This window comes from Actinomadura sp. WMMB 499 (assembly GCF_008824145.1).
GTDB lineage: Bacteria > Actinomycetota > Actinomycetes > Streptosporangiales > Streptosporangiaceae > Spirillospora.
Window position 1 is genome coordinate 6,991,511 of sequence record NZ_CP044407.1, and the last position, 19,025, is coordinate 7,010,535.

17 protein-coding genes are annotated in these 19,025 nt (G+C 69.7%); 3 read left to right on the forward strand and 14 right to left on the reverse strand.

Annotation, left to right across the window (positions count from 1 at the left end; translation table 11 throughout):
- Nucleotides 1-11: 11 nt before the first annotated feature.
- From F7P10_RS31500 to F7P10_RS31510, 3 genes are all read right to left on the reverse strand, one after another.
- A complete protein-coding gene (locus tag F7P10_RS31500) occupies nucleotides 12-1,490 on the reverse strand; it encodes a hypothetical protein (RefSeq protein WP_151014960.1) in 1,479 nt (492 codons plus the stop codon).
- A gap of 160 nt (nucleotides 1,491-1,650) precedes the next feature.
- Entirely contained in the window at nucleotides 1,651-2,973 is a 1,323-nt protein-coding gene (locus tag F7P10_RS31505; RefSeq protein ID WP_176611739.1) for an MFS transporter, read from the reverse strand.
- A 355-nt stretch (nucleotides 2,974-3,328) separates the two neighbouring features.
- Complete coding sequence (locus tag F7P10_RS31510) at nucleotides 3,329-3,514, reverse strand: hypothetical protein (protein WP_151014963.1); 186 nt, start codon at nucleotides 3,512-3,514, stop codon at nucleotides 3,329-3,331.
- 360 nt (nucleotides 3,515-3,874) lie between these two features.
- Here F7P10_RS31510 and fxsT point away from each other — a divergent pair, with 360 nt between their 5' ends.
- Nucleotides 3,875-6,370, forward strand: a complete 2,496-nt coding sequence (gene fxsT, locus F7P10_RS31515; RefSeq protein WP_254716122.1) for an FxSxx-COOH system tetratricopeptide repeat protein — start codon at nucleotides 3,875-3,877, stop codon at nucleotides 6,368-6,370.
- Here fxsT and F7P10_RS31520 read toward each other — a convergent pair.
- From F7P10_RS31520 to F7P10_RS31530, 3 genes are all read right to left on the reverse strand, one after another.
- The gene (locus F7P10_RS31520) at nucleotides 6,367-7,650 is read right to left on the reverse strand and encodes an HEXXH motif domain-containing protein (RefSeq protein WP_151014967.1); all 1,284 of its coding nucleotides are present in this window, start codon (nucleotides 7,648-7,650) and stop codon (nucleotides 6,367-6,369) included. The genes fxsT and F7P10_RS31520 overlap by 4 nt on opposite strands.
- Nucleotides 7,647-8,864, reverse strand: coding sequence for an FxsB family cyclophane-forming radical SAM/SPASM peptide maturase (locus F7P10_RS31525; protein WP_368077494.1), 1,218 nt, complete (start codon nucleotides 8,862-8,864; stop codon nucleotides 7,647-7,649). The genes F7P10_RS31520 and F7P10_RS31525 overlap by 4 nt, the downstream gene beginning before the upstream one ends.
- Nucleotides 8,865-8,943: 79 nt before the next feature.
- Nucleotides 8,944-9,822, reverse strand: coding sequence for an alpha/beta fold hydrolase (locus F7P10_RS31530; RefSeq protein ID WP_151014969.1), 879 nt, complete (start codon nucleotides 9,820-9,822; stop codon nucleotides 8,944-8,946).
- A gap of 71 nt (nucleotides 9,823-9,893) precedes the next feature.
- Here F7P10_RS31530 and F7P10_RS31535 point away from each other — a divergent pair, with 71 nt between their 5' ends.
- Nucleotides 9,894-10,571 (forward strand): glycerophosphodiester phosphodiesterase, encoded by a 678-nt coding sequence (locus tag F7P10_RS31535; RefSeq protein WP_151014971.1) that lies wholly within the window; start codon nucleotides 9,894-9,896, stop codon nucleotides 10,569-10,571.
- A gap of 132 nt (nucleotides 10,572-10,703) precedes the next feature.
- On the opposite strand, the gene F7P10_RS31540 is transcribed toward F7P10_RS31535, so the two are convergent.
- From F7P10_RS31540 to ligD (F7P10_RS43650), 7 genes are all read right to left on the reverse strand, one after another.
- On the reverse strand, nucleotides 10,704-12,293 hold the full coding sequence (locus tag F7P10_RS31540; RefSeq protein WP_151014973.1) for a DEAD/DEAH box helicase: 1,590 nt from the start codon (nucleotides 12,291-12,293) through the stop codon (nucleotides 10,704-10,706).
- Nucleotides 12,294-12,651: 358 nt separating this feature from the next.
- Entirely contained in the window at nucleotides 12,652-12,876 is a 225-nt protein-coding gene (locus tag F7P10_RS31545; RefSeq protein ID WP_151014975.1) for a DUF3107 domain-containing protein, read from the reverse strand.
- 118 nt (nucleotides 12,877-12,994) lie between these two features.
- Nucleotides 12,995-13,615, reverse strand: coding sequence for a TetR/AcrR family transcriptional regulator (locus tag F7P10_RS31550; protein WP_176611740.1), 621 nt, complete (start codon nucleotides 13,613-13,615; stop codon nucleotides 12,995-12,997).
- A 177-nt stretch (nucleotides 13,616-13,792) separates the two neighbouring features.
- The gene (locus F7P10_RS31555) at nucleotides 13,793-13,987 is read right to left on the reverse strand and encodes a hypothetical protein (RefSeq protein WP_151014979.1); all 195 of its coding nucleotides are present in this window, start codon (nucleotides 13,985-13,987) and stop codon (nucleotides 13,793-13,795) included.
- Entirely contained in the window at nucleotides 13,984-15,348 is a 1,365-nt protein-coding gene (locus tag F7P10_RS31560; RefSeq protein ID WP_151014981.1) for an NAD(P)/FAD-dependent oxidoreductase, read from the reverse strand. The genes F7P10_RS31555 and F7P10_RS31560 overlap by 4 nt, the downstream gene beginning before the upstream one ends.
- A gap of 73 nt (nucleotides 15,349-15,421) precedes the next feature.
- Nucleotides 15,422-16,327, reverse strand: a complete 906-nt coding sequence (gene ligD / locus F7P10_RS31565; RefSeq protein ID WP_151014982.1) for a non-homologous end-joining DNA ligase — start codon at nucleotides 16,325-16,327, stop codon at nucleotides 15,422-15,424.
- The gene (gene ligD / locus F7P10_RS43650; RefSeq protein ID WP_151014984.1) at nucleotides 16,317-17,291 is read right to left on the reverse strand and encodes a non-homologous end-joining DNA ligase; all 975 of its coding nucleotides are present in this window, start codon (nucleotides 17,289-17,291) and stop codon (nucleotides 16,317-16,319) included. Before ligD (F7P10_RS43650) ends, ligD (F7P10_RS31565) begins: the two co-directional genes overlap by 11 nt.
- 111 nt (nucleotides 17,292-17,402) lie before the next feature.
- Between ligD (F7P10_RS43650) and F7P10_RS31575 the strand changes: the two genes are divergently transcribed.
- Nucleotides 17,403-18,311: a Ku protein gene (locus tag F7P10_RS31575; protein WP_151014986.1), complete on the forward strand. Its 909-nt coding sequence runs from the start codon at nucleotides 17,403-17,405 to the stop codon at nucleotides 18,309-18,311.
- 80 nt (nucleotides 18,312-18,391) lie between these two features.
- On the opposite strand, the gene F7P10_RS31580 is transcribed toward F7P10_RS31575, so the two are convergent.
- Nucleotides 18,392-19,003 carry a superoxide dismutase family protein gene (locus F7P10_RS31580; RefSeq protein WP_151014988.1) on the reverse strand — a complete coding sequence of 204 codons (612 nt, stop codon included), beginning with the start codon at nucleotides 19,001-19,003 and terminating at the stop codon, nucleotides 18,392-18,394.
- Between the last annotated feature and the right edge of the window lie 22 nt (nucleotides 19,004-19,025).

Here is a 19,025-nt window from a genome sequence, read left to right on the forward strand (position 1 = left end):
TCCTCGGATCGCTAGGCGGGTGCTTCCAGCCGTCCCCGGGGCTCGGGAAACCGGTCCGCATCGTCGAAAAGCAATGTCAACTGCAGTCCCAGATGGTCGGCGGAGGGTTGTCCGCCGTGAGAAGCCACCGCTTCCCGCCGAAGTGCCAGGACGCTGTCGGGCAGTGCCAGCACGCCATGGGACATGAGGTCCTGGAACTCCGCGGAGAAGCGCTCCGGGGTCCGGCCGCTCCGGCACCAGGCGATGACGGGAGCGCCGGCCTGCAGCGCGACCCGAAGTTCGTCCGGCGCGCTCGCACCGTCCCCATGTGGAGGGAACGCGAGTGCCAGGCAGACGGACGCGGGATCGGACAACAGCATGTTGTACAGGCTTTCGCCCAGGTACTTGCCGGGTTGTGTCATCAAGCACACTTCTGCGTTGTGCGGATTGTCGCGAAGCCATGTCCATTTGCGGCGCCAGGCAGGGTGGTAGTTCTGCTTCTGGATGCGGTCCAGGCTCCGCACCACGACCGGGTGTTCGATGCCCAGTCGCCGTTCCAGCCCGTCCACGGTGATGCGCAGCTGGTCGAGGGACTGCATGCCGAGCAGGTTGAGCGGGAGCACGAACTCCAGCGTCAGCTCCGACATCGGGGGCCGGTTGACCACCTGTGGTTCCTCGGTGAGGAGTTCGACCACCAGCGAGGGCAGTTCCGTCACGGGCATGGGACGGTCGTCCTCGCAGCGGAGCATGACGCCGTGGCCGTCCTCGGACTGCAGCCATGCGGAGATCAGGTACTCGTCGGGCGTCACCCCGTCCGGGCGGAACGCGATGACCAGGTACATCCGTGGCCGCTCCCGCAGGCGTGCGGCTCGCTCACGTTGCTCGAGCATGACGTGTGCAACACCGAGCCGTCCGGCGGCGTGCTCCACCCAGTCGAGAAGTCGATTCCGCACGGGGCCGCCCCTCTCGACCGCGAGCCGCTCGACGAACTTCAGCAGCGGCGGAACCCCGTCCTCGCCGACGTTGAAGTCCTCAAGGGCGTCCAGGACCGGCCATATGTCGCCGGTCTCGAACGTCACCGAGCCGAGCGGGTCGGCCACCGCCCAGAAAAGATCTTTGACGATCTCGGGGCGCAGCGCGCCGGCGTCCGCGTTCTGCAATCTCTTGAGGTGATCGTGCATCGCCCGTCGTTCGCCGGGTTCCAGCAACGGCTCGGGTACCAGCGCGTACCCGAGTTGGCGGACGGCGTCGAAGGTGGTGCTGCCGGCGTGGAACCCTCCGACGACCTTGAGGAACGCATGGAATGCCCCGGGGTGCTCCAAGCAGGCTTCGACCATGATCCACAACTCTTGGAGGTCGTTCTCGCCGCGGCGCACCGGCAAGTCGATCCCCAATTCCTTGCGCACTCTCGTCAGGTAGAACTCGCGGGCGCTCTGCTTCTGCAGTGCGTCGAGCCGCCATAGTGCCTTGACCAGGCGACTGACGTCATCCTGATCGAGAGTAGGTGTCACTTACCAGCCACATCCTTCCGGCCGCCGGACAGACCCGCGTCGTCGTCGGATGGGCGTATGTTACGTGCTGCGGCAGTCCATAGGGGTGTCCGAATGCGGGGAGTGAGGGTTCTGCACATGTCGATCGGAACCGACGTGCAGTAAAATCTCATAACCCGAGTTAAGGCATGTCCTTAAGTGCCATTTCGGCTTGCCCTGTGCGCTCGCGATCGTGGGAGTGCGCCTTGCCGCTGAGGGGGATGACGCACAGCAGTACGCACAGCGCGGCGAAGACGACGATGGCGGTGGGGCGCGTGCCGAGCCACGTGATCACGACACCGCCGCAGAGCGCGCCCAGTGTAGAGGGCGCCTGGGCCGTCAGGGTGTTCAGGCTGGCCACCCTGCCGAGTAGTTGATGCGGAACATTTGTGGCCTGGTAGAGATCGCGGGCGACGGTGATGATGGACCCGACGAAGCCGACACCGGCCCAGACTCCGACCAGGACGATGGGGGAGGCCGTCCAGAAGACCGGCAGCGCGAGGAGCAGCGTCCAGCACAAGGTCGCAACCGCACTTATATGCCGCATGCCGATCCGCTTGAGCGTCTTGATCGCAATACGGGATCCTACGATTCCGCCGAACCCCGACGCGGCCAGCAGTATTCCGATATAGACACTCGAAAGCCCTTTTTCTTTCATGATCACGATCATCAATATGACGGTCATCTGAAAGAAGAAATTGGTGATCGAAAAAATCAGGACGCATTTTTTTAAAAAATTGTCGCGATGTAACCAGGTGATGCTGAGTTTGATGTCCCCGGACACGCGCGGACGATCTTCGGGAAGTCCGTTCGGCTCGGTGCGGGTGTGCTCAGTGGCGACAGATCTTTTGACTCGCGTCAACATCAAGGCGGACGCGGTGCAGACCACAAGGTTGAGCAGGAACGGCAGTTTGTGGCTGATGGCGTCGGCGATGCCGCCGACGGGCCTCGCCACCAGCAGAGCCACGTGATGCTGGGTCTCGCTTCTGGCTATCGCTTGCGACAGCAGCCTGGTCGGAGCCAGCCGCGGCAGGGTGGCCGTCCAGGCCATCCGGAACGTGGTCGCGAAGATGCTTTCCAGGGCGATGAGGCAAGGGATGGCGATCATGGTTCCGAGCCGCCAGAACCTGCTGAGCACCAGCAGGCTGCAGAGAAGGGCGGCGATCGAAATGAAGCGGCCCCACTGGCTGTACTTCATGACCTGCCATCGATCGCGGCGGTCGATGAGCACTCCGGCGGGAACATGGGCGAGTAGATTGGGTACCGCGCCCGCGGCAGCGATAAGGCCGGCGTACAGCGGTGACCCGGTCAGGTGCAATGCCAGCAGCGGACCGGCCGTCGTCGTGCACGCACCGCCGGCCCGTGACACGGCCGACACCGAAAGGAAGATCCGGAGGTTGCCCGGAAGTCGGGCCGGGGTTACTGCCACGGTGGGCTCGCAGACCGCGGCCTCGGTCACCTGCACGCCCTCTCGCCCTATATGGTCGCGCTGCCATGACCAGCAAGGTTGCGGGCGAGGGCATACCTCTGGCTGATGTGCTTCCTCCGGGATCAACCCGGAAAACGACCTGCCCCGGCAGTACCGCGATGCTAACGGTTTACGCGTGCGCGGAGGGCGGGAACGGACAAAATGTCCGCCCTATTATGCTCGCGACAAAGCAAGGTGCGGACATTGATCCCGTAACCGGACTTATTCCCCTACTTCGAGTAGGTGAATAATATCGTTGCGTGATGGGCGGGCAGGGCGCCGTAGGTCGTGACCGCACGCCCACTGCACGCCCACCGCCCGCGCGGGCCGGACCGACCTGTGCAGGGGTGCCTCAGGCGGTCGAGACCGTGCCGGTGAAGGCGTCGAACCCCGCAACGGAACTCTCCCCGCGGGTGAGGTCCAGGATCTCCCGCAAGGTGCAGGTGATGGACGACGCCGGCAGGTCCTTGAGTTGATCGAGCGTGAGGCCCGAAATGTCGATCGGGTCGGCACGGAACTCGGTGGCGGAATCGGTCACGCTGCCTCCTCGGGTGCGCGTCGCGTGACGTTGCGGGCCTCCGGCTTCCGAGATCGGCCATCGCCCGCTGTGAGTGCTATGTCCACCATGTCACGAATGTGGAGTTATCACCACGGTGGGCGATCGGTGGAGTTGGGGTCGGCCGTTGGATGGCCCTTTTAGGGTCAGCAGTATTTCGGCATATCGGTCAGCCCTAAATTGATTGACCCTGGGTTGTGAAATTATGTGACGCATGACCTATTTCCTGCCTCCTCCGGATGAGATATTACGGGTGTCTGCACTCGGGGACTCGTGCAGGCTCACACGTGAGGCGGTGGTAAGCGCATGTCACTTCCGATGTCCGCCAGGATCGGACGTGCGATGGCACCGACGCCGACGGTCTGGGGCAGAGTGCCGGGTAGGAACATCAATTTCACCGGCCGCGAGGAGCTGCTCAACAGGCTGCGCTCCGGCATCGCCCGACAAGTGACTGCAGTCGTTCCACACGCGCTCCAGGGCTACGGCGGGGTCGGCAAGACGCAGATGGCGGTGGAATACGCCCACCGCTTCAAGAGCGACTACGAGGTCGTCTGGTGGATTCCCTCGGACCAGCCGTCCCTGGTGCGGCCGACCCTGGCCGCGCTGGCCCCCCACCTGGGGCTGCCGCCCGTCGGCGCCATGGGAGTCGAAGAAGCGGCGAGTGCGGTGCTGGACTGCCTGCGGCGGGGCGAGCCCTTCTCCCGCTGGCTGTTGATCTTCGATAACGCGGACCAGCCCGAGGACCTTCGCGATTACCTTCCGCAGGGTGACGGGCACGTCCTCATCACATCACGTAATCCCCGGTGGGAATCTGTCGCCAGAACCGTCCCGGTGGAGGTCTTCTCCCGGTCGGAGAGCATCGAGTTCCTCGGCAAGCGCGTGCCCCGCGAGATCCCGCGTGCGGACGCCGATCGGTTGGCGAACGAGCTGGGTGACCTGCCCCTCGCGCTGGAGCAGGCGGGTGCCCTGCAAGCAGAAACGGGCATGAGTGTCACGGAGTATCTCCGGTTGCTGGAGGAGCGCGCGAGTCAACTGCTGGCCGAAGGCAAGCCCACCGAGTATCCGGTTTCCATGACCGCGGCCTGGAAGCTATCGCTGGACAGCCTGGCGGACAAACTGCCCGAGGCCGTGGAGTTGCTGCGTTGCTGCGCCTTCTTCGGACCCGAGCCGATTCCGCGCGACGTCTTCACGCGGGCGCCCGAAGGCATCGGTGAGCCCTTGGCGGGCCTGCTCAACGATCCGATCAGGCTCTCCCGGGCCCTTGGCGAGCTCGGCCGCTATGCCCTGGCCAGGGTCGAATCGCAGAGTCGCACCATCCAGGTGCACCGGTTGATCCAGGCGCTGCTGCGTGACGAGATCACGGTGCCGGTCCGGAGGCGTATCCGCGCCGATGTGCACCGACTCCTGGTCGACGCGGCGCCGCCGGACGTCACGCGGCAGTACTGGCAGCGGTACTCGGAGCTGCTCGGGCACATCGTGCCTGCGGAGGTGGGCGAGAGTCAGGATCCACGAGTTCGCGACTTCGCCATCAAAATCGTTCAGTATCTGTACAATTCGGGCGACTATTCCTTGGGACGTCGCGTCGCTGAACTCTTTCTTGATCGCTGGGTTGCTGACACGCCCGAAGGTGACCCCCAGATTCTGCTCTTGAGGTATTACTTCGCCAACATGCTGCGGGCGCTCGGTGACTTCGGCGCCGCCTACGATATCGATAAGGTCGCGTTGGAGCAGGCGGAGCGGCTCGCCGGACCGGAATACGAGATCGCACTGCGTTTTCGGAACACCATCGGCGCGGACCTGCGGGCACGCGGGGACTTCCGGGAGGCGAGGGAACATGATATCGCTTCCCTCGAAATCTACGAGAGAGTCTTCGGCGATAACGATCGGTCCACTCTCCAATTGGTGAACAACCTGGCGCTGGACTACGGGTTGAACAGCGACTACGAGCGGGCCAGGGAGTTGCATGGCCGTGCCTATGCCGGGTTCACCCGGATTCCGGATAGCGACCCCTCCACGAGCATCCTGAACGCGTGGAACGGGCTGGCGCGGGCCGCGCGGCTGTGCGGGGACTACGCGGAGGCGTGCGACAGCGGTGAGGACGTGTACGCGTACGGGGTCAACGAGCTGACGGCGGAGCATCCCTGGACGATGCGGGCCGGGACCGACCTCGCCATCGCGTACCGGAGGCTGGGAGAGAATCTCGATGCGGCTCTCGAACTGTCCCTGGACGTGCACGGCAGGTTCGTCCGGCTCTACGGGTTGAACCATCCGGACACCCTGGCCGCGGCGATGTGCCTGTCGAATGTCCAGCGGACGCTCGGGCATCTGGAGGACGCGCACGAACTGGCGGCCGACACGGTGCGCAGGTATCCGCGGGCGTACGGCCCCGAGCACCCCTACAACTACGGATGCATGGGGAACCTGGCGGTCCTGTTGCGGACGCGCGGGGACGTGGCCGGGGCCCGGAGTCTGAACGAGCGGGCTCTCGAGGGACTGCGGAACGTGCTCGGACACGATCAGCACTATGCGTTGACCGTCGCCGCGAACCTGGCGAGCGACCTGGCCGAGCTGGGTGAGTTGGACGACGCGTGCGCCCTCGGCGGGGGGACGCTGCGGCGCCTGCGGAGCACGATGGGCGAGGAGCATCCGATGACGCTGGCCTGTGCGGCGAACCTCTCCGTCGACCTCAACGCGGCCGGGCGGCGAGAGGAGGCGTCGAAACTGCACAAGGAGACGATGGACGCCTACGTCCGTACGCTCGGGCTCGACCACAGGGACGCGATCGTGGCGGCAGAGCAGCGCCACCTGGACTTCGACTTCGATCCACCGCCGATCTAGAGGCCCTGCAGGGGCGGCGGGTCGCCGTGTGCGGCGCGCCAGGTCGCGAGGTGGTGGGCGGCTGCGTCCAGGCTGAGGGCCAGCGCGTCCGGCGGGACGGGTTCGTCGAGCCAGGGGCGGAGCGTGTGGGCCATGCCGGTCACGAAGCGCTCCCCGTCAGGGGTGAGGTCGCCGGTGGCCGCGAGGGTGCGCAGGATCAGGTCGGTCGCGGTGCGCCAGCGCGCGAAGTCGGCGTGGGCGCGCAGGGCCGATTCGCCCGTCTCGTGGTGGCGCTGAACGCGCCAGAACGCCGCGATGCCCAGGTGCGCGTACACCCCCTGAAGGAGGCCGGGGACGGGACGGGGGTCGGTGCGCCAGGGCGCGTAGTAGCGAGTGCCGTCATCGGGGCGTGTGAGAGGGACAAGCTCGAGCAGCCCGGTGAGCTTGGTGTGCTGGACCTCGTGGGCAAAGGTCACGGCGAGGAAGAGCGCGTCGGGCGGCGTCGAGAGGCCGACGTTGCCGAAGGCGTGCTTCGGAGTGGCACTGGACTGACCGTGCTCCGGGGCGACCAGGGGGGTCAGGACGGTGATCGCGGCGGTCGTCTCCGCCGCCGCGATGCGGTGGTGGCGCGCCAGGATCCTGCGTGCCTCGGTGAGCGTCGCCTCCCAGTGCGCGAGTTCGGGGCCGGTGAGCCGGCGGGGGAGGGCGGTGCCGCCGGGCATCCGGTCGGGATCGTGGTCGTCCAGGAGGAGGCCACCGGGGAGGCTGCGCACGGCCTGCCAGCCCGGGGCGTCCTTGTGCGGGTCCGGTGGGAGGCGGAGGGCGTCCGAACCGGTGCCGATCGTTGTGCCCTCGGGAGTGACCCGGACGAGGGCGGACTCCGGGATCGGGGTACGGCCGAGGGACGGCAGGGTGATTGCGCCGTCGCGAGCCGGGACCTCGATCGCGCAGGGGTGTCCGGCGCGGATCGCGGCGGCCGCGGCGAGGCCGGCGAACTCGTCCGGATTCGCGGCGCCCGGCTCCCGGCCGGTGAGGACGAGCAGGGTGCGGCGGGCCCACTCGCCGACGGTCGGGTACCGCAGGACGGTCTCGACGGCGCGCGGGTTCTCGTCCTGGATACGTGCGAGCAGGTCGTAGGCGTGCCGGGCACGGGGGCCGCCGGCGTCCCGGATGCCGCGCAGGAGCAGGAGGCGTTTGCTGTACTGCGCCCGGTTGAGCAACTCGACGGCTTCTGCGCCGCCCTCGCCTGCGGCGAGCGCCTGGAAGATCTTCTCGGGGACCTCGTGCCGGGTGAGGATCATGTGGCCCTCCGCTTGATGTCTTCCACGTCACGTGCGACGACGTTCCGGATATGGGTGATGAGTCGGAGGAGGTCGCGGCAGTAGACGGAGGGGTTCGCGAAGCCGGTGCCGGACCGGTAGCGGTGCGCGTAGAGGCCGCCGCCGCAGACGCGGTGGACGGGGCAGGCGCGGCACTCGGTGGAGAGGGCGCGGCGGCCGATCTGGCGGGCGGCGATCGCGGGGACCATGAGCGCCGTGCTGAACGGGTCGCGCCGGATGTGCAGGGACGTGCCGGCCGCGCCCTCGTACGCGGACTTGAGGGTGTCGACCTGCTCGATGCTTCCGTTCGTCTCGACGACGGCGACCGCGACGGGGGACAGGCCGATGGACTCGCTGTGCGACGGGCGGCCGAGGAGCAGCCGGATGATCTCGGAGAACAGCCGGATGCGGGTCTCCCGGACGGGCGCGCGGTACCAGCGGTCGAAGACGGCGATCAGCCAGTCGGCGTACGGGGTGCCTTCGGCGGGGAGGCCGGGGGGCGGTTCCTCCCAGTTGCCGTGCGGCAGCAGGAAGTCCATGCCCGGGGGGCCGTGGGTGAGGAGGGCCTCGTAGGTGACCAGTGGGTCGTTGTCGAGGTCGATCGTGCACAGGAGTCCGCTGAAGAGGCGTTCGTGGGCGGGGGCGGTGAGCCGCTGGATGCCGAGAGTGACGTCCCGATGGCTGCCCTCGCCGTTCTTGCGGAGCCGGTGCCGGTCGTGCCCTTTCTCGTCGCCGTCCAGGCTGACGCTGACGTGAACGTCGTGCTCGTCGAACAGTTCCAGGAAGGGCGGATCGAGCAGGACGCCATTCGTCTGCACGTGGAAACCCACGGACACATCCGGAGCGGCTGCGGTACGGATGGTTTTCAGTGCATATCGGAGGTGTTCGAGGCCGGCCAGGAGGGGTTCGCCGCCGTGCAGGATGACCTCGACGCGGGGGAGGGCGTTTTCCCGTGCGTGCTCCGCGATGCGTGCCGCCACCTGGTCGATCGTGGTGCGGGACATGCGGCGGGGCTGGCGCCGCCAGCCCTGGTCGGCCATCTCGTACATGTAGCAGTAATCGCACGCCAGGTTGCAGCGGCTGTGCATCTTCAGCACGAATTGCCGGAACGGTGTGGGGCGCCAGCCTTCTTCCAGGAGGGACTGGACGTTGAGCGCGGCGGGCCATTCGGTGCCGGGTGTCCCGCCCATCGTCACGCTGATCAACTCCCGAAGCGAGAAAGCCGCTGCGCGTTACGATAACCCGTCTATACGGGCCCGTGCACGCGTGGAATTCTCAGCCCAGGGCGCGTTCCGCCTGATTCCAGAAATCGATGAGGGCGCCGGCCGTGGTTTCGGGGGCCTCGACGGCGGGGGAGTGGGCCGCGGACGGGATCACGACCCGGTCCGCGCCCAGCCGTTCGGCCATCGCCGACTGGGTCTCGGGGGGCCAGGCGTCGTCGTCCTCGCCGTAGAGGACGAGCGTGCGCAGTCCCGTGTCCGCGCAGTGTTTCGCCAGTTCGTCGGTGCGGTCGGGGGCGGTGAGCAGTTCGCCGGCCATGCCGACGAGGCCCGCCTCGGACGTGCCGAGCATGCGCCGCTTCAGGAAGGCGACGATCTCCAGGGGGACGCCCCTGGCGATCAGTTCGGGTTCCATGCTGATCTCCCAGATCGTCGGCATGCCCAGTTCCGGGAGGGCGTCGCGGAGGGCGGCGGCGCGGGTGCCGGTCGGGCCGGAAATGGCGGCGGGACCCGACCCCATCAGCGTGTACGAGGCGGGCCGGATCCGGTCGCACAGCACCGACTCGCGGGTGACGAGCCCGCCGAACGAGTGTCCGACGACGTGGACGGGGTCGGTGCCCAGGGCGTCCAGCAGTGCGGTGACGTCCTCGCCGAGAGAGGAGCGGCCGTACTCGGCGGGGTCGCCCGGGCCGGCGGTCTCGTACTGGCCGCGCATGTCGATCGCGACGACGCGGCGGCCGGACGCGGCCAGCGGCTGCAGGACGGCGAGGAAGTCTTCCTTGCTGCCGGTGAACCCGGGTACCAGCAGCGCGGGGCAGCGCTCGGACACTCCCGAACCCGGCAGGGCCTCCAGGGCGGCGAAGGGGCCGCGGGACGTCTCGAGCGTCGTGCGGCGGACGCCGGTGGGCAGATTCAGGAACCGGGGCGTACTCACGGGGCGCAACCATACTAAACGGCCCCGTGCCGGGGCCGCCGCGACGGACCCGTCCTGGTAACGTCCACAGCGTGCAACCCAAGCCGGCCGTGTCCGCGCATCGGCGGGACGAGGCGGGGCTGGACGGCCTCCGGGAGGCGGCCGAGTCCGGCGCCGAGTACGTGGAGATCGACATCCGCCGGACGGGCGACGGGCGGCTGGTCGTCCATCACGACGCGACGGTGGGCGGGCTCCCGCTGAAACGGCTGACGTACGAGCGGGTGCAGGAGCTCTCGCCGCGCCCCGTGCCGCTCGTCGAGGACGCCATGGAGGTCATCGCCGGGAAGGCGCGCGGCCATCTGGACCTCAAGGAGCGCGGCTGCGAGCACGAGACGGTCGCGCTGGCGCTGGAGGCGTTCGGCCCGCAGTTCGTCGTCACGACCGGTGAGGTGTCCTCGCTGGTCGAGATCAAGGCACGGTTCCCGCAGGCGATGACGGCGCTGTCGGTCGGCCGGAACCTCTGGGAGCGGGGTGCCGCGCACGACTTCGCGCCGCTGCCGCTGATCCGCCGGGCGGGCGCCGACATGGTCGCGCTCAACCACCGGCTGGCGCGGGTCGGGGTGCTGCGGCAGTGCGCGCGGGCCGGGTTCCCCGCCATGATCTGGACGGTGAACGCCCGTCCGGTGATGCGCCGGTTCCTGGGCGACCCGCGGGTGGCGGTCCTGGTGACGGACCATCCCGCGCGGGCGCTGGCGCTGCGGGACGGCTGACGGGCCGGGGCGCTCGGCACCCCGGCGGCGCCCGATCGCCGGACGGGACGGTGCGTCCCGTCCGGTGGAGCGTGCCAACGTCCGGGGTCAGTACGGGACCGCGAGGCAGGCGGGTGCCTCGCGGTCGCCGATTCAGGCGGTCTGCGACTCCGCGGTGGCCTCGCCGGCCGGCTTGCCCGCGCGGGTGCGGCGCCGGGTGCGGCTGCGCTTGCGCTCGGTGGCGACGGCGTCGACGACGTTGTCGTCCTTCGGCGTCGCCTGCTCGACCGGCTTGCCGCCGCGGGTGCGGGTCCGGTTGCGCTTGCGGCGCGGCGGCCGCGGGCGCTCCCGCTCCCGCTCCCGCTCCCGCTCGTGCGGGGCGCTGCGGGTCTTGCCGGTCTCGCCGATGTCCTCGAGCTCCTCGGCGTCCAGCCCGGCCCGGTCGCCCCGCTTCTCCTTGGGCAGGCGGCCCTTGGTGCCCTCGGGGATGCCGAGCGACTCGAAGAAGTGCGGCGAGGTGGAGTAGGTCTCCTCCAGCGCCGCGAACGGCAGGTCGAGCTGACCGTTGATCAGCTTCCACCGGGTGATGTCGGACCAGTCGACGAGCGTGACGGCGACGCCCTCCTTGCCCGCGCGGCCGGTGCGGCCGATGCGGTGCACGTAGGTGTCGGCGCTGTCGGGGCACTCGTAGTTGACCACGTGGGTGACGTCGTCGACGTCGAGGCCGCGGGCCGCGACGTCGGTGGCCACCAGCACGCTGATCTTGCCGTTGCGGAACGCGCGCAGGGCGCGCTCGCGCTGGCTCTGCCCGAGGTCGCCGTGCACGGCGGCGGCGTCGAACCCGCGCTGGGCGAGGTCGGCCGCGACGCGGTCGCACGCGCGCTTCGTCTGGCAGAAGACCATGGTCAGCCCGCGGCCGTCGGCCTGCAGCATCCGCGCCAGCATCTCCGGCTTATCCATCTGGTGGGCCTGGAAGACGTGCTGGGCGACCTGCGGCGTGGCCTCCGACTCGGTGTGCGCCTCGGCGCGCACGTTGGTGGGCCGGGTCAGGTAGCTGCGCGACAGCGCGACGATCTCGCCCGGCATGGTGGCCGAGAAGAGCATCGTCTGCCGGGCGTCCGGGACCTTCTTGATGATCCGCTCGATGTCGGGCAGGAACCCGAGGTCGAGCATGCGGTCGGCCTCGTCCAGGACGAGCACGCCGATCTCCGACAGGTCGAGGTACTTCTGCTTGACGAGGTCCAGGAGCCGGCCGGGGGTGCCGACGACGACGTCCACGCCTTCGCGCAGCGCCGAGATCTGCGGCTCGTACGCGCGCCCGCCGTAGACCGACAGGACGCGGGTGCCGAGCTTGCCGCCGGCGACCAGCAGGTCATCGGTGACCTGCAGGGCCAGCTCGCGGGTCGGGGCGACGATCAGGGCCTGCGGCTTGCGGCCGCCGTGCCGGATGCGCTGCAGGACGGAGATGCCGAACGCGAGCGTCTTGCCGGTGCCCGTGCGGGCCTGGCCGATGATGTCGTGCCCGCCCAGCGCGATCGGCAGGGCGAGCTCCTGGATCGGGAACGCGTCCACGATGCCCTCGGTCTCGAGGGCGTCTGCTATCTCGGGGACGACCCCGAGTTCACGAAAGGTAGTCAGGGCTTTCAGCCTCCAATATGCGGGGTCCTCGCTCCCCGGTGCGGCGCGGCACTGCGCCCGGGTCGGCCGGCTGCCGACGGGCGGGACGGTCGCGGGCCCTGTCATCTGAAGACAGGACGGGCCTCGGGCGGGCCGCACCGTCCGGGCGTGCCCGCCGGTCGCTTCCTGTGGCCGCGCGCTCGCGCGGGAGGGACCAGCCGTCAATCACATTACTCGGCGACCGCAGTCAGGGGTCGAAAGCAGTCACTCGCTGTGGCTGCGTGCGGTCACACTCCGCGACGCAGTGTACCGACCGTTGGTTACATACACCAATAGCCGATCACAGCACCCAACGCCGGGGATGCCGGAGGTATTCCCGGGGCCGCTCCGGACGCTGCGGTGGGCCTGCGGATCGGGCGGTTCAAACCTGCGCCGGGGCGGCCACTTCCGGACATCCCGGCCGGTGCGCGGGTCGCGCGCGGAGTCAGCTGCCGAAGCCGACGCTGCGCTGCTCGTCCTCGGCGATCTCGAGGTAGCCGACGCTGCGGGCCGGGACGACGACGCGGCCGGAGCGGCGGTCGGTCAGCACGAGCACGCCGTTGTCCTGGGCGAGCGCGTCGGCGAGCGACTTCTGGATCTCGTCGGCGGACTGCGCGGTCTCGACCACGAGCTCCTTGGGCACGGACTGCACGCCGATGCGAACCTGCACGTGATGCTCCCGTCGTCTGAACCGGCTCGCCGACCCCCGGCGGCCCCGTGTGTCCGATCGTCGCACGGAGGGGGCGCTCCGCGCCGCCGGGACGGTTGCGCCCCGAGTGAAACCGCGGTCAGGACGTCCGGGGGAAGCCCGAGATCCCGCGCCAGGCGAGCCGCGCGATGATCTTCTCGGCGGTGTCCTTGGGGATCGCCCGGTGCTGCGACAGCCAGTAGCGGGCGCTGACCTCGGCCATGCCGACCAGGCCCATGCCGAGCAGGTGCGCCTCGTCGCGGGGGGCGTCGGTGTCCTCGGCGATGACCTGCGCGATCATCTCGGCGCACTGCTGGTTGGCGCGGTCGACGCGGGCCCGGACGGGCGCGACGTTGCGCAGGTCGGACTCGAAGACGAGCCGGTACGCCTCGCCGTCGCCGGCGACGAAGTCGTAGAAGGCCTGCATGCTGGCCTGCACCCGCAGCTTGTTGTCCGTGGTGGACTCCAGCGCGTCCCGCACCGTCTTCACCAGGCCCTCCGCGTGCTCGTCGAGCAGCGCCAGGTAGAGCTCGAGCTTGCCCGGGAAGTGCTGGTACAGGACGGGCTTGCTGACGCCTGCGCGCTCGGCGATCTCGTCCATCGCCGCCGCGTGGTACCCCTGCGCGACGAACACCTCCTGGGCCGCGCCGAGGAGTTGCCTGCGGCGTGCCATTCGCGGCAGTCGTGTGCCACGGGGGCGGGCGTCCGGGGTCGCGGTCACCACACTCTCCGATCACCGAATCAGTGCGACGGTCAAGGTTGTCCGTCGCGGGGAGACAATCCCATCATCCTACGCGCCGGTAACCTCGTGGGTCACTAACAAAGCCGACGTCGTTCCTTGCAGGTCAGTGTATTTCCGTTTCGGCCCGCGGGAGCCCTTCCGGTCGGCCGGGGCGGGTCAACGGTAGTCGTCCTCGTCGAAGGGGACCTCGCGGCTCTGTTCGGCGGTGTCGGCCTCGTCCGCGTCCATCGAGACGCGCGGGGCGCTCTCGGGGCGGTCGGCGTACTCGTCGAGGCCGGCGCGCTGCTCGGCGGCGTCGGCCTCGGGGGCGTCGTCGGGGACCCGCTGCGCCAGGTCGTCGGTCTCGCTCATCCCGCTTCCTCCTCTGGTGTGCCGAGACGTCCGGCCAGTTCGCGGAGGGGCGCCTCGAGGGACTCGCCGTACGTCGGGAACGCGTGCACGACGTCGGCGAGCAGGCTCAGCGGCGTCTCGGCGCGAATGGCCAGCGCGATCTCGCTCATCCACTCCTCGGCGTGCAGTCCGGCCGCGGCGGCGCCGATCAGCAGGCCGCGCGAGCGGTCGGCGTACAGCTCCACCCGGCCCCGGTCGTCGGCCTCGACCGCCGCCCGGGCCGTCGCGGCGAGGTCGTACCCGGCGATGTCCAGGTCTATGCCGAGTTCGGCGGCCTGTCCCGGCGTGATCCCCACCGCGTACACCGTGGGCGTGGTGTAGACGACGCGGGGGACGGCCCGGTAATCGGCCTCGCGGCGGCCCTCGAGAACGTTGGTGAGGACGACGTCCGCCTGGTAGCGGGCGGCGTGGGTCGTGCGGGCGATGCCGGTGACGTCCCCGGCGGCCCACACACCCCCCTCGGCGCCCAGCACCCGGCACGTCTCGTCCACGGGGACGCCCTGGCCGGGGGAGACGGTGACGCCGAGGGTCTCCAGGCCCAGCCCGGCGGTGCGGGGGCGGCGGCCCGCGGCGACGAGGATCCGGTCGGCGTCGAGGGTGCCGCCGTCCGACAGCCAGAGGCGCAGGCCCGACTCCTTGCGTTCGACCTGCGCGACGTCCGCGCCGAGCCGCAGGTCGACGCCCGTCCGGCGCAGCGCGTCGGCGAGGACGTCGCCCGCGAACGGCGCCTCGGTGGTGAGCAGTCGCCCGGACGCCTCGACGACGGCGACGTGCGAGCCGAAGGAGGCGTACACCTGCGCGAGTTCGCAGCCGACCGGGCCGCCGCCGAGGACGGCGAGGCGGCGGGGCAGGTCGGGGACGGTCAGCGCGTCGTCGCTCGTCCACAGCGGGACGTCGGCGAGGCCGTCCACGGGCGGGATCACGGGTTCGCTCCCGGTGCTGAGGACCAGCTCGCCGTAGCCGTGCTCGGTGCCGTCGACCTCGACGCGGCCGGGACCGCTGATCCGGCCGCGGCCGCGCAGGATCGTGACGCCGGCCTCGGCCATCCGGGCGGCGGCGCGGTCGTCGGTGCGGCCGCCGGTCAGCCCGTCGCGGCGGGCAACGGCGAGTTCCCACGGTTCCCCGCGCCGCGCGGAGAGCAGCAGCGACTTGGACGGGACGCACGCGAAGTACGGCGACAGCCCGCCGACCAGGCGGTCCTCGATGAGCGCGACGTCCCGCCCGGCGCGGGCGAGCCCGGCGGCGATGCGTTCGCCCGCGGTTCCCCCGCCGAGCACGACGGCGTCGTAGTGGTGGTTCAACTCCCCGGTCCTTCCCCCCATGCGATGTCCCCCACCTCATAGTGGCGGACGGGGGTGTCGGAGCGTGCCGATTCGAACACATACGGCATTCGATTCAGGGGAGCGGGGGACGGTCCTCGGCGAGGAGGGGCTCGAGCAGGTCGCCGCGCTCGTCGATGCGGGCGAGCGCCTCGCCGGGGGTGAAGACGAGGTCGGCGGCGTCCTTGCAGGCGTCCAGCTCGTCCCAGGTGAGGGGGGTGGAGACGGTCGGGCCGCTCGCGGCTCGGAGGGAGTAGGGCGCGACGGTCGTCTTGGCGGGGTTGTTCTGGCTCCAGTCGACGAACACCTTGCCCTTGCGCAGGCGCTTCTCCATCTTCGCGACGACGAGGTCGCGGTGCTCCTCGGCGAGCCTCTGCGCGGCGGCCTTGGCGTACTCGGACGTCCGTTCGGCCTGCGAGGGCTTCTTGATCGGGACGTAGAGGTGCAGGCCCTTCTTGCCGCTGGTCTTGGGGTAGGACTCCAGCCCGTCTTCTGCGAGGACGTCACGGAGCATGGCGGCGACCTTGCAGGCTTCGACGACGGTGGCGGGCGCCCCTGGGTCGAGGTCGAAGACCAGGAGGTCGGGGGAGTGCACTTTGCCTCGCGGCCCGACCTTCCACTGCGGGATGTGCAGTTCGAGGGCGGCGAGGTTCGCGCACCAGACGAGCGTGGGCAGGTCGTCGACGACGACGTAGTCGACCGTGTCGCGTCCCATGGTGCTGCCGGGGGACGGGACGGTCGCCGTCCGCACCCAGTCGGGCGTGTGGGACGGCGCGTTCTTCTCGAAGAACTTGCCGCCGTCCACGCCGTCGGGCCAGCGGATGCGGGTCGCGGGACGGTCCTTCAGGTGCGGCAGCATGACCGGTGCGACGCGCGCGTAGTAGTCGATGACCTCGCCCTTGGTGAAGTCGGGGTAAAGGTTCTTGTCCAGGTTGGACAGGCTGAGCGTCCTTCCGTCGACCTCCACCCGCCTACTGCTCACTCGTGACCTCCAGGGGGTCCTTGTCGTCGCGCAGGCCCCTCCAGGACGGGAACCGCAGGCGTCCGTCCCGGGTGCGGGCGCCGTAGGCGACCTCCCCGACGAGACTCGGCTCAACCCATTGCGCGTCGCGGGCGAACTCGCGGGGGACGGGGTCGTCGTAGGGGCTCGTCGGACGCCGCAGCGGCCAGAGCATCTCGTACAGCTCGTCCAGGAACCGGTCGGAGAAGCCGGTGCCGACATGGCCGACGAACCCGAGCCTGCCCTTGCCGTCGTACTCGCCCAGGAGCAGCGACCCCACCCCGCCTTCGCGGCGCCCCTTGCCGGGCTTCCAGCCGCACACGATCACTTCGCGGGTGAGGAAGTTCTTGACCTTCCGCCAGAAGTCGACCCGGCGGCCCGGACGGTAGGGGGAGTCGAGCCTCTTGGCGAGCAATCCCTCCAGGTGCTGCTCGCGGGTGAAGGCGAGCAGCTCCGCGACCTGCTCGGCGTCGCCGCCGTCCAGGTACGGGGGCACCTCGACGGGCCCGCTCTCGGCGAGGTCGAGTCCCGCGAGGAGCGCGCGCCGGTCGGAGTACGGAGTGTCGAACAGGACGTACCCGTCCAGGTAGAGCAGGTCGAACACCACATACCGGACCGGGACGTTCCGGACGAGCCGCGGGTCGGGGTCCGCGACGTGCATGCGCCGCTGCAGCCGCTCGAAACTCGGCCTGCCCTGCTCGAACGCGACGACCTCGCCGTCGAGGACGGCGTCGTGCCCGGGCAGCAGGTCCAGCAGGGCGGACAGTTCGGGGTAGCGGGACGCGACGTCGCCGCCGCGGCGCCCGATGGCGCGCAGGCCGTCGGCCGACACCTGCGCGACGGCGCGGACGCCGTCCCACTTGAGTTCCAGGCCCCAGCGCGCGCCGTCGCCGGGGAGCTCCCCGGTGGCGGCCGTCATGGGCTCGACGGGCCAAGGCATGGTCATATCCGCGTCTTACCCGGAGCCCGCGCAAAGGAAAAGGATCAAGAGCGCGTTGTGTCGCAAATGCGTTCTCGGGGGACGCTACGCGGCGTTTTCGCTGGGTAGGGGTGCGGCATGCGCAGTATCTGGAAGGGCTCGATCTCGTTCGGGCTGGTGACGATACCCGTGAAGGTCTATTCGGCGACCGAGCAGAGGGACGTCAGCTTCCACCAGGTGCACCGCGAGGACGGCGGCCGCATCAAGTACAAGCGGGTCTGCACCGTCGACGGCGAGGAGGTGTCCTACGCCGACATCGCGAAAGGCTACGAGCTGCCCGGCGGCGAGATGGTGATCCTCACCGACGAGGACTTCGCCGACCTGCCGCTGTCGTCGAGCCGCCGCATCGACGTCCTCCAGTTCGTCGAGCGCGAGGAGGTCGACCCGATCTACTTCGCGAAGTCGTACTACCTGGAGCCGGACGCGCAGGGCGCCAAGCCGTACGTGCTGCTGCGGGAGGCGTTGGAGAGCTCGGGGCAGGTCGCGATCGTGAAGATCGCGCTGCGGCAGCGGGAGTCGCTGGCGACGCTGCGGGTGCGCGGCGGCGTGTTCGTCCTGGAGACGATGCTGTGGCCGGACGAGGTCCGCGCTCCCGAGTTCCCGTTCCTGGAGGAGGACATCGAGGTCCGCAAGCAGGAGCTGTCGATGGCGACGTCGCTGATCGAGTCGATGGAGGGCGAGTTCGACCCGTCGGAGTACACCGACGCCTACCGGGAGGCGCTGCAGGCCGTCATCGACGCGAAGGTCGAGGGCCGCGAGGTGGCGCGGCCCGCCGAGGAGGCCGAGGAGGAGCCCGCCGCCGACCTGCTGAGCGCGCTGCGCGCCAGCGTCGAGGCCGCGAAGAAGAGCCGGGGCGGGGAGAAAGCCGGGGCCGGAAAGGCGGGGGAGCGGAAGGCTCCCGCGCGCAAGAAGGCGCCGTCCGGGGGTGCGAAGAAGGAGACGGAGAAGAAGGCGCCCGCCAAGGGCCGCGGCCGCAAGTCGGCCTGACGCGCCGGGTGCCCGCGGGCGGTGGCCGCGGGCGGTGCCCGCCGCCGGGTCGCGGCGACGGGCACGCTCGCTCGTCGCGGTTAGAAGAACACCGCGTCCGTGCAGATGAGGCGCTTGCCGGCGTCACCGGTCTTCGGGTCGGTGCGGTGCTGATGGATGATGACCGACCGGGCGTCCTTCTTGTCGACGCGCCAGGGCACCCAGGCCTTCCCGTACCCCTTGCCGCCCTTCTCGACCTTGAAGTCGAGCCAGATCTCCTTCTTGCGGAGCGGGGTGCCCTTCTTGGCGTGCGGGTTCTGGTAGTGGGGGCCGGCCGAGGCGGGCTTCCAGCCGCACTTCTTCTCGTGGACGTGCGTGCCCATCGTCTTGCCCCAGTACTTGCGCGGGATGCCGGCCACCGCGATCCGGACGGACGTGCCGCGCTTGTCGAGCTCGGTGACGACCTTCGTGTCGACCTTCTTGAAGTACGGGTCGTACACGTAGGTCGGGCCGCCCACGACGTGCTTGCGGACGTGGTGGCCGCCCTTGTCGCCGTGGTCGCTCTTGCCGTCGTGCCCCTTGCCGTGGCCGCCGCCGTGGTGGCCCTTGCCCCCGTGGTCGTCTTCGGGGCAGGCCATGGCGGGCGAGGCGAGCGGCAGCAGGACGGCGCCGGCCGCGGCCAGCGTGACGGCGGCCCGGGCGGGCAGTCGCATGGGAGTTCCTCTCCGTTGGGTC